General features: G+C 40.1%; 5 protein-coding genes. 1 reads left to right on the top strand and 4 read right to left on the bottom strand.

The features are described 5' to 3' along the window. Nucleotides 1-19: 19 nt before the first annotated feature. The 3 genes from HYU69_09860 to HYU69_09870 form a co-directional block, all read right to left on the bottom strand. The gene (locus HYU69_09860; GenBank protein MBI2270643.1) at nucleotides 20-2,539 is read right to left on the bottom strand and encodes a T9SS type A sorting domain-containing protein; all 2,520 of its coding nucleotides are present in this window, start codon (nucleotides 2,537-2,539) and stop codon (nucleotides 20-22) included. 133 nt (nucleotides 2,540-2,672) lie between these two features. After that, the gene (locus HYU69_09865; protein MBI2270644.1) at nucleotides 2,673-5,939 is read right to left on the bottom strand and encodes a S8 family serine peptidase; all 3,267 of its coding nucleotides are present in this window, start codon (nucleotides 5,937-5,939) and stop codon (nucleotides 2,673-2,675) included. Between the two features lie 575 nt (nucleotides 5,940-6,514). Continuing rightward, entirely contained in the window at nucleotides 6,515-9,652 is a 3,138-nt protein-coding gene (locus tag HYU69_09870) for a T9SS type A sorting domain-containing protein (GenBank protein MBI2270645.1), read from the bottom strand. Between the two features lie 279 nt (nucleotides 9,653-9,931). On the opposite strand from HYU69_09870, the gene HYU69_09875 reads away from it, so the two are divergent. Next, nucleotides 9,932-11,491, top strand: coding sequence for a hypothetical protein (locus HYU69_09875; GenBank protein ID MBI2270646.1), 1,560 nt, complete (start codon nucleotides 9,932-9,934; stop codon nucleotides 11,489-11,491). A 44-nt stretch (nucleotides 11,492-11,535) separates the two neighbouring features. Here HYU69_09875 and HYU69_09880 read toward each other — a convergent pair whose 3' ends face one another. Beyond that, nucleotides 11,536-12,276 (bottom strand): succinate dehydrogenase/fumarate reductase iron-sulfur subunit, encoded by a 741-nt coding sequence (locus HYU69_09880; protein ID MBI2270647.1) that lies wholly within the window; start codon nucleotides 12,274-12,276, stop codon nucleotides 11,536-11,538. Between the last annotated feature and the right edge of the window lie 4 nt (nucleotides 12,277-12,280).

The raw sequence follows: 12,280 nt of genomic DNA on the forward strand, positions 1-12,280 counted from the left end.
TCCTACATGAAAAATGTGATTATTCCACTATTATTTTTTTGTATGATTTTATCCCGTTACCTTCAGCTTTAATGGAGATGATATATATTCCTTTTGCTAAATCATTTGCCGGTATTCGTTCGGTAAACGTTCCCGAACGCTCTCCACAATCGGTATGGCTAAGCTGTTGTCCTGCAATATTATATAACTCTGCAATATACTTCTCTTTCACCGGAGAATATATTTTTAGTATAATTTCTCCAATAATTTCGTCAAAATAGCCAGTAACAATATTTTTTGAGGAAAATTCATCAATACCTGTAAGCAGAAAAGGCGAAGAGGTGCTGGAACAGCCATCGGCATTGGTTACTACAACATAATAGGAGCCTGAGCCGGTCATTGTATAGCTTTGGTTGCTGGCGCCGGATATAATATTCCCGTTCTTATACCATTCATACATGAAGACATCGATACTGGTTGAAGTAAGCACATTTCCGTTCCGTGTAATAACAGGCTTGGGAGGTGCAGGGAATACTGAAACAGAAACAGTGGAATTGGCGGAACAACCATTTGTAGCAGTAACTGTTACGGTATAGGTGGTAGTATTAGCCGGGCTTGCATCAGGATTGGCGACGGTTGTGGAGCTTAATCCTGTTGCCGGTGACCAGGTATACGTACCGCCGCCGGTGGCTTGCAGTGTAAAAACATCTCCGCTGCAAATAGCTCCATCGGAGCCTACGGTTGCATTCGCCTGGTTTACGGATACTTTTATGTTTGAAGTTGCTGAACAAGAAGCGCCTTTGAGGGCTGTTATTTTATAGGTGGTGGTTACAATTGGGGAAGCAACTACACTGGTTCCGGTAGTTGTATTTAAACCAGTTGATGGAGACCAGGAATAGCTGTCGGCATTTCCACTCACAGTAAGCGTAGTTGAAATTCCCGAACATATCGTTTTATCAGCGGACGGAGTGATGGTTGCTCCAACCAACGCAGACCTGATCATTGGGCCCGGGTTAGTTGGATTACAAATTGGTGTAGCAAAACTCGCTGCGCAGTTTACGTTTCCTCCTTCTACTAATTCAGGATGTATTGTGCGTGTAGTTTCGCCGGGAGTAACCGCATAATTCATAGTATACTTTGGCCGTATAATATGTCCAAACTGGTGCGCATGTCCGAATTCGTGAAGAACTATCGATTCAAAGTCAACTTCCGAATTAGTAGCCGGTGCAGGCCCGAATTGCCAGGCATAGTTGTTTGTTCCATCGCTGGGTTGATTGGTAAATACATGGTCAAAGCCCATCAGGTAATATCGACGGGTGTTTCCTGTACCACAGGATGTTTTGTAAGTGGAAGTGGCTATGCCCATCGTGCCTGGAGGTAATTCGCCCGGGTTGCCAAACCTTACAGTGATAATTGTGTCAACTGCAGAGGTGGTGCTCGCCGTGTTGGATCCTAAATCCCAATTAATACCCGTAGCACACGACCAGTTTTTTAAAGCCCTGGTATATGCGGCAACAGCGGCCGCATTTCCTGCAAAAGCTGTGTTCAGATGAATGGTATAACCACCCTTTCCATTGACGTTAGTATGAACAACCTGAGAAAAGCCATCGGTAAAAGGATGTTCATAAAGCGCCCATTTTATATTCAATGTATCGGAACTAACCGTTCTGACAGTGTTTACTACAACACTGATCTTACCTGTTCCTGCAAAAACTAATTTTGATCCGCCTGCGGACTCCCTGTTAGGTACGTAAACCTGTATTTCGGTATCGGTCCATTTAACATAGTATAAATTATCAAAGGTAACAGATGCATCATACAGATCGGCCCATGTTTTACCTCCATCGTCCGCATTTGCAAATCCCACGTAATTTGATCCTCTCGTTGCCCCAAACCCCGATCCTTTTATAGTAAGAATAGATTTGGATCCCGCTGAAATTGTTGTTGGAGAGAATGAAGTTATAGCAGCTGCGGCAGCTTGCTTCTTTGCAGCCCTGTTATTTTGCAACGCTTGCAAATTAAACTTGTTATAATCAATAACTGATAACGCAGTTTTTTGACTTATGAAATCATACAGTTTGGTTTTAATATCTGAATATCGGGTAAAAACATCAGCCGCGCTGAGTTCAGCAAGGTTGTATTTTATAAAACCCAGCGATAAGCAATTCGGGATGTAGCTAACGGATTTATTTGTTGCAATAGAGTTGTTTGTGTAAAAGTTGCAAAGAAAAATGCCGGTTTCTCCTATACCCAGCTCTACACCAGGGTTTACCTTAACCCAAGTATCACCAACTACGCCTCCATCAGATATCATTTCTATTTTTTCTGAACTAATCTCGCCTTTAAATACTTTATACAGCTCAATTATATTTGAAGTATATATACGGCTTTTATCCTCGTTCCAGAATGAAGTTTTACTAATTACCTTTCCCTCAATAATTATATCCGACTCGGCAATTCTTTTTTCCAAAGGAACATTTAACAAAAGACATTGTGCAGTAGAGAATGTAAAATTCGCTGCCAGGAAAATTGCAAATAAAAGCTTGTAGAAAGGTTTCATAGTTTATGGTTTTTGTAATAGTGAAAAAAATATTTTAATGTTTTTCTGCCGGCTATTAAACGAATGGAGTATGGAATTTTTTTCTTCTATCCCTTATTTTAGTGCCCAAACCGGTTGTCCGGATCATTTCATTTTAATTTACCGAACATTTATTACTAAACACGCGGTTCCCATCCGAAACCTGAATGGCATACATACCTTGTGAATACCCTGACATATCAATTACAGAAGAAGCCTGAGTTCCCGTTACTATTAGCTCTCCCGAATAGACAACCTGTCCCATCATATTAATGATCATTACCTGTTTATCATCATTCGTATTAAAATTGCCATTCATCATAATCGTTAATTGTTTATCTAACGGATTATAATTAGTATAAATGGCTGTTGAAGAAAGCAACGGATCAATGCCTGTACATATATCTACAGTTATTGTTTTTGAATACGTATTATCAGTGCCGCAGCTGTTAGTCGCTGACAAGGTAGCTGTATACGTTCCGGTGGCCGGGTAGGAAACGGAAGGTGATACCAAACCAGATGTTGAGGGCGAACCTCCGGGGAAGTTCCAGCTATAAGAACTTACATGCGTACTGCCCGAAGCATTAAAAACCAGGGAAGCATTCTTGCAAACAGTTGCATTGGCAGGAGTTGTAGTAACAAGCACAGTAACAGGATTGTCAATTTTGATATCTATCGCCGATGATCCCGTACAAGCTCCCGTTGAACCGGATATACTGTAAGTAATATCAGCAGTTGGAGAAGCAGTGACAACTGCTCCGGAGGTCGCACTCAAACCTGTGGATGGAGACCATGTGTATGAACCGGTTGCTCCGGATGCAGTAAGTGTTGTGGAATTCCCAGAACACATTGCGGTACCCTTTGAAGAAGTAATACTAATGGCCGGTGCGGGATTCACTGTTATATTTGTTACGGTTGAATCAAGTTCATGACATCCGCCACCTATTACAAACAGCTTCACCTTATAACTGCCTGCTGTACCATAAATAATACTTTGAGACACAGCGTTTGATATTTTAGGGTTCCCTCCAACGCTATACCAGATCAAGGTATCTTGGTGAAGTGATCCTGTTGCATCCACTGTTATTGCCGCACCCTGACATATTGTTGTTTGGCTTACTGTTGAAGTAGCTACAACCGGTTGATTGGTCAAAAAAGGAAACAGGTACAGTGATGCCTGTACGGCCCAATACGCACCGGTCACAGCCATCTGGTTCCATGAATTATCCATTCTTTGTTCCCATACTCCGCTTGGCTTGGTTTCTCCAAGCGAATTGGATACGATCAGTAAAGTATCCCTGGAAGTTGTCCAATTCAAATTCGAATAATCAATACCAATATAGAATTTTTTGTTAGCAGGTAAATTTATCACAGGCCTGAACGCAATATCCAAATATTGTTTTGCTTTTATCGCATTTCTGCACTGTTGGATTGTTTTTGTTGTGGAACCCAATAGCGTTCCGGGTGAATTGCCTGCGCCATCTGCTGCATACACATTAATGGTTATTGTTTTGCTCAAATTAGTGGAGTTTGCAAGATAAACCCACATGTTAGCGCGTGTAAGTATTGAATAAGGAGAACTTGACGCATCAAAATATTGCGCCTTTTGTTTTCTCGCATCCAGCCCATTGAGACCCATTATCCAGCCATCTTTATTGGTAGGAATAGTTGCGCTCGCGCCATATATGGCAGGATGCCAGGCAGGAGAAGCACCTTGTATCATTGAGTAATTTATATAATCACAACCATTGGCAGCTGTAACTGTTATGTATGCACTTTTTGTTTTGGTATCTGTTCCATTGCTATTACTTACCGTCAACGATACATTATACGAACCCGCCGTTGAATAAACTATTGGCGGCGGATTTTTTCCAGTATAACTGGCAGGTGTACCCCCGGTGAAAGTCCAGTTCCATGTAGTAGCTTTATGAATGCTTTGATCCGTGAATATTATTTTACCTCCTGCCGGAACACTTACAGCATTTGCTATAAAATCAGCTGTCGGTTTCCATGCCAGAGAAGCCTGTACACATTGCATGGTTTTATCCGCATTGATCCGGCCTGCTCCCAATTGACCGATATAAGAAGGATTCTGTGCATCAATATTGTCCGCATTATTTTTCAAACATGTTTCAACATCAACATTAGTCAGGTATGGATTCAATGATAACATCAATCCGCACAAGCCCGCAACTAGGGGAGATGACATAGAAGTGCCGCTCGGCGAGGAATAGCCCGCTCCGGTATTTGTTGTTAAAATACCTTCGCCGGGAGCCGCCAGGTCCACGTCAGGTCCAATGCTGGAAAAAGAAGATTTAACATCAGTCTGATTTGTGGATGCTACTGCAATAACGTGAGGGTATGCTCCGGGATAGGAAACCTGGCAAATACCACAATTTCCTGCTGCCGCAACCAGTACACAACCTTTACTGAACGCGTAATCTATTGCATTCTGATCGGTGAGTGAAACAGCTCCAGTTCCATACGACATATTAATAACTCTCGCTCCCGCAGAAGCTGCATAAACAAGTCCTGCAGCTCCACTGGTTATAGTTGAACCAGAAGCTGCGCTGGCCTTTACTGCCATTAATTTAATGCTGTATCCAATGGATGCTATGCCAGTACCATTATTTGAAGCAGCAGAAACTATTCCGGCAACTTCGGTACCATGTGGACCGGAATTAGAAGGATCACTATCATTGCTTCCTACATCGTACCCATTCACATCATCAATGTATCCGTTATTATCATCATCTTTATTATTACCCGGAATTTCTCCGGCATTCACCCATATATTAGCTATCAAATCAGGATGGTTTAGTTGTACGCCCTCATCGATAATTGCAACCACTATCGCCGAGCTGCCTGTGGAATAATTCCAGGCGTTTGCAGCACCGATCTTCGCTAATGCCCATTGCGATGAGTAACTTGGATCATTCGGTGTAGCCATTGATCTGTATAGGGGTACTTTCTCAACATACTCAACAATTTCAGAAGCCCTTAACTTACGAATCAACAGATCGATATCGGCATAGTTATTGAACTCCAATTCAAAAGTGCGTTGTAATACGTCCGATTCTTTGGCGGCATAAAAGGGCCTACGGAAGCTTTTAAAAATAAACTGTTCTGCCAGCGATGCCAAAAAAGGATAGGAATTTATATCCGTATGCATAGGATCATCCTTTATTCCCAAATTCAAGGGAACATTATTTTTCAGCTTAATATATACTCTGCCATCAACGTAGTTTTCATTTACCGTTTGGCCGGACAAGATCATTGCATTTGTTATGCAGGCACATACTATAATTAGCAGTCTTTTTGAAAGAACAATTTTTCGGGCAAAAACAATTATTTTGAAGAATAAAGTATGACGATTTTTCATAGTGACTTTTTGTTTTATATTGTTTGATTTCAACTAATATAAATTTCACTCAAAAATGCTGGCAAGTCAAATCAAATGTGTATAAAAATCATTAGATCAATTTTGATTAATATTATAATGTGGTTTGGAATAAAACCAATTAATACTGTTTTATTGACTATTAATAGGTTTAATTATTAAATTATCTGAATTATTATCAGTATATCAAATAAATATTAGTTAATTAAACCTCTCATCTCTTCCGTTCCTGAAATGGTAATTGTGCTGTTGCGTAAAAACTTATTCAGGCGGTATTCGGTTTAATCCTCGTTCCGGAATGAAGTTTTACCATTGCCGGTTCAGCCATTCTTTTTTTAAAGGAAAATTTAGCAGAAAGTCTTCTGCAGTAGGGGATATAAAATTCACTATCAGAAAAATCGTATATAAAAAGGCAGCAGAAGGGTTTCCTGGTTTATCATTTTTACATTTTCAGTATTTTACTTCAATACATGATCAATTTTGACATGCGTAGTCCTACTCTACTGAAGTCGTTTTCTCCTGCAATTATACACCAAAACGAGGACTATTTTCACGATTTATTTCGCGATAACCAGTTTGTGTTTGACTAATTTGTCATCCGATGAAGCAACAACATAATATATACCAGTGGGAATGTCAATTTCCGGTTTAATTATCACTTTGTCCGATCCATTTTCAATAATAACACTCGAACTGTATATTTCCGTCCCAATTATATCAAGCACCACAACTAGTATAGTTTTTTCTTTTTTTTCATTTAGCCGGAGCATAAAAGTACCCGTTGTAGGATTGGGAAATAACTGCTCGATAAAGTCCTTGCTAATTTGAACAGCCACTGTAGGTGAATATTTATATTTTCCGTCAAAGTCAGTTTGCTTCAGTTTGTAATAAGATACACCACTTAATGGTTGTTTGTCTTCTGCTAAATATTCCTTTACAGCAGTGCTGTTACCGGCTCCTTTTATTGTGGCTAGCTGTTCGAAGTGAAGATTATTTGCGCTGCGTTCGATGGTGAAATAATCGTTATTTGCTTCTGTTGCAGTTACCCAGACTAAATCTACCCGATCGTCATTTTTCCTTGCTGTAAAACTAAGCAGCTCTATGGGTAAAGGAGAACTTGACAGGGCAAGTGTACGAGGGGAGAACTGTGTAATACCCGGTTCTGTAACAACATTGGTAGTGCCATCGGCTGTTTGTCCTGGCAGTGCGGCATCCCACAAATTGTTGGACGTATTATATCGTTGGGCTTGCAGCAAGCCTTCATTTCCTGCTACTCCACCGGTAACTTCAGCCTGATTATACGTATAGCTAATGGTAGCTGTACCGCTCGGTCCGCTTTTATCAATCTGCCAAAAGCGGTCAATTGCATTTGTACTGTTATCTGCACCTGACTTAAGCAAATTAGTAACATTATCGGGTGCTGTGGGATAAGGTGTGTTATTGGATGCTGTTGGGTAGGTTGAAACGGCAACGTTTCCGGCAGTTCCGGCGGTTAGTTGGAAAGTGAGTGGGATATAGGTGCCGGTTGCCGTGGCAAATGGGTATATGTATGAGCCGGTAGTGCCTCCTACGTTCCAGTTTATTTTACTTGCATTATCGGTTGTCTCACTTTTAATATAACCAGTTGTGCGCGTGCAGGCTCCTGTTGAATTATTGGTTAAATAAAGTGTATGTGAATTGAGGTTGATATTTCCTTTAGTCAAACTGAGTACATTACTTACCCGCACATCCCCTGTTAATGTTGCAGCAACTATGGTACCCCAGATATTGGAAAGTTTCAGATCATAGAAACTCATATTTGCCGATCCATTTGTGCAAGTAACATTAGCCGTACTCGCGGCAATATTTATTTTTGAAGTGTTTGTAGAGGCATCTACCGTGCCTGCGATATATGTCCAATTTGTAGTCGATCCATTATCCCCTACATTGATAATATCTTTTAACGTAAGTGTGCCGCTTGGTTTATTGATAGTAATGTTCGGCGTGCCTCCAAGTCCCTCAAAGGTAGCCCCGAAAAAAGTTTGGTTGCCGGTACCGCAAATATTAATAGTTGCTGTACCCTGGCTGCCAAAACCCGAGGACTGACTTACATTAATATCACCTATGGCATTAATACTGCCTGTATTAATATAAACACCTCCGCCACCGCTCAGGACAAGGGTATTGGTTACAGTTATCGTTGTTCCGGTTGCAATATTGAAAAACATAGATCCGGAGCCATTAAATGTAACATTGTAAAGTGAAAGCGATCCGGTTATTGTCATAGGTCCGGTAGAGCTATACATAAACATAACGGTAGATATGCCGGGATCAACAGTGCCCTGTGTATAGGTCCAACTGCTGCATGTCACAATATATCCAACTAAGGATAAGGTTCCGCTTGCTTTATCAATATTTATTTTACACAAGGGTCCGTATCCCTGATTTGGAAAAAAGAAATTTTGTCCTGTTAAATTCTGGTTTCCCGTTCCACAAATATGAATGGTTGCAGAGCCTCCGCTGTTACCCGTAGTTGCATAAGAATAAACGGCGACGTTGCCTTTAGCGTCAATGGTACCTGTGTTTATGTACATCGAATTGGGAGCGCCAAAAGTAGGGTCGCCAATATTTAAAGTGCTGTTCACGGTAAGCGTAGTTCCAGCAGCTATTGTGTAAATGTAATTACGTCCTACTCCACCATTTGTTTGAGAAAATGTTAGATTATTTAACTGGTGAGATCCGGTTATTGTAGAACTTGCGGAAAATACGATAGTAGAAGCGCCATAATTAATAGTTCCCTGCGTGTAAGTCCAGTTGCCGGTTACACCGATCAGGCTTACCAGAAAAAGTGTGCCCGTAGCTTTATTAATATTTATAGAGCAAAGCGCGCCGCGGTATATGGAACCTTGACCTGTTAAGGTTTGATCAATTATCCCATTAATATTAATGGTTGCATTCCCGCCTATGAGGTTATTGTTATCGGTAAAACTATTGCTGTCTGTAATATCACCTTGCGCATCAATTGTTCCCGTATTAACAGTAACACCCTTGGTTCCTGTCCATGATAATGTATTTGTACATGTTAACACCGTTCCGGCTGCAATAGTATATACCTGATTGGCAGCAGTGGCTGTAAAAGTTAAATTGTAAAAAGCAGTGGAACCCGTAAGCGTAGCGGCGCCTGAAGTAGCAGCAAATACAACAGTCCCATTGTTCTGCGTAAACGTTCCACCTGATTTGGTATAACTGCCGACAAAAGTTAGTACACCTGAAGTAGAAGTAAAATTGCCTCCGCTTAAAGAAAATGTTCCATTGATAGTAATGGAGGAATTCCCGCCTGTAAATGTACCTGCAGCCATGGAAAAATTGCTTGCTCCAACGGTAATGGTTATTCCCGCATTTTGAGTGATCGTGCCGGAATAAGCTGCCTGTACATCAATTCCTGCCACATCGGGACTTCCATTTAAATTGCAATTAGCTGTGGATGTACCGTTGAATAAGGCTATATCCCCGGACCCGGGCACAGCGCCGGTGCTCCAGTTTAAACCATCGTTCCAATTATTTGTTGCATTGCCATTGTTCCAGATTATGTTAGCTGCTACACTATTATAATTATAAATAAGCAGCATTAACACTGCCAGGAAAAGCACTTTAACAAAAGGAATCTGTCTAAAGTGAGCGTTGATCCTAAAAAGCAAATATCTTCTCTTCTTCATAAAAAAGCCAATCTGAAAATCGGCAACAACCTCATTTAAAATTTAAACAGTCTCTTTCTTTTATTATTTCCGTTCGTTATAAATTTCAATTAAAAACAGTATCCAGTCAAATCAAATACATACAAAAATCATTCTGTCAATTAATAATTTAGGTAGAGCGAGCCTGGAAATAAGGCCCACAACTATATATTTTATTGATAATAATTAGATTTAATTATTAAATTAGCTGAATAATTATCAGTATATCAAATTAAAATACAGGATTTAAAATTTCCCATAATGCCTAAAACCAGCTCTGACGAATTGTTTATTTTAATCCAGTCTCTCTCCAAGGTTGAAAAGGCGAATTTCAGCACATACAGCAGGGCTAAATCTAAAACCGATAATCCTAAAAGCTTATTGCTCTTCGGTTTAATTTGTAAGCAAAAGGAATATGATGAGGTAAAACTTATCCGTCAATTAAACTCAATAGGCAAACATCATTTTGCAACGCTCAAAAATGAATTGCACCTATCAATTCTTCAAAGCCTCACCGATTATCACCGTGAGCTGGATGTAGAAACTGAACTGATCGAATTCATCCATGAAATAAAGATCATGATGAGCAAACAGTTATTTGATACGGCACTAAAACTAATAGCGAAAGCAAAAGCAAAAGGGCTTGAATATGAAAAGTACGATTACCTCCTTGTTTTATCTTCTTTGGAGCTCAGGATAATTAAAAGTACCTCAAGTCCTGATAAACTGAAAATATACCGTGAGACAGAAGAGGAAAGGAGAAAATTATACCTTGATTATTTGGATAATACAGCCCAGTATGAGGCTTTATCCAACGCGTCCTGGGAGGTTTTTTTAGATCACTCACATAGCAGGATTAAAAAAAATAAAAATAAATTAAAGCAAATATTAAAACATCCTCTTTTATCTTCTCCCCAAAAAGCACGGGGATTTTTATCACTGTTTGAGTTTTATTACATTCATTTTACATGTTCTAATTTACTTGAAAAAAGGGACAATAAACTTTTTGCACTTCAGAAAGAATGGCTTAGCTATTTGGAGAGTCAGCCACAAAAGCTTATTGAACGAAGGACTTTCTTTATAAGTGCAGCATCGCGTTTGTTATCCATTGCCTGGAGCCTGGGACGCATGAAGGAAGTGGATTATTATTATAAGCGGGCACAGACGTTTGTCCAGGGATTGCCCCCGGCAAAGAAAAATAAATTTTTTGTGGGCAATTTTGCGAGTCTAACCATTAATTACATGCATGGGCTACTGCTTGAGCAGCATGCAGCAAAAGCTATTGCAGTGTGGGAAGATATAAAGAGAATAATACCGCAGAATTTAATAAGTCAGTACAATACTATTACAGTTGATAACAATCTGTTTTATTCACATTTTTTATTGCGAAATTATCGGGAGGCCCGGAGCTATTTAAATAATATAATTTCTGTAAAAAAGGATATCCGGCTTGACATTCAGCAACAAACAAGGATCAACCTGCTTATAACCTATTATGAACTGGTAAACCTTGAACAAATGTCTTACTTAGCAAAATCCGTAAGAAATTATTTTATAAAAAAGTCTCCTGTTTCTGAATTTGATGAAAAGACCTTGAGTTATTTTGAACGAAAATTGCCAACGATCTCCAATAAAAAAGAAGAAAAAAGCGTATTCAGATTATGGAAACAAGAATTACTTCTGTTGCCACGTGAATCTTTGTTCTATAATTCTGATCCGGATAACCTTTTTGATTTTTTTTGTTGGATCGATAGCAAAATAGAAAACAGGTCTTATGCTGAGGTTGTGAAAGAGAAAGCGAAGAAAGTTGCCAGTTATTAGTTATCAGTTGTTTGTCTGTTGGCCACTGACTATTGACCAGAATGTCATTTCAAATTCGCCATTAAATACTCCCTGTTCAATCGGGCGATATTTTCAACAGAGATTTCTTTCGGGCATTCAGCTTCACAGGCATTTGTATTGGTGCAATTTCCAAAGCCTTCGTCGTCCATAGCTTTTACCATATTTAACACACGTGTTTCCCGTTCAATTTGTCCCTGGGGCAAAAGAGCAAGTTGAGAAACTTTAGCGGAAACAAATAACATGGCCGATGAGTTTTTGCAGGCCGCTACACATGCGCCACAACCGATACAAGCTGCAGCTGCAAATGCGTTGTCCGCATCATCTTTTGGTACAGGAAGGTTATTTGCGTCTTGCGCATTGCCTGTGTTAACTGACACAAAGCCTCCAGCTGAAATAATCTGATCAAATGCCGAGCGATCAACTACCAGGTCTTTGATAACCGGGAATGAAGAAGCTCTCCAGGGTTCTACTGTAATTGTATCGCCATCTTTAAACTTGCGCATATGAAGCTGGCAGGTGGTTGTACCCTGTGCCGGCCCGTGAGCACGGCCGTTTATATACATACTGCACGTTCCGCAAATCCCTTCACGGCAATCATGATCGAATGCGATGGGTTCTTCTCCTTTATTAATGAGCTGCTCATTGAGCACATCGAACATTTCCAGGAAGGACATGTCCTCAGAGATGTTGGTTACGTTGTAGGTATTGAAGTTTCCGGCTTCTTTAGAGTTCTTTTGTCTCCAGACTTTAAGAGTGAGGTTCATGTGT

It is taken from the genome of Bacteroidota bacterium (genome assembly GCA_016183775.1).
In the GTDB taxonomy this organism is placed as follows: Bacteria; Bacteroidota; Bacteroidia; order JABDFU01; family JABDFU01; genus JABDFU01.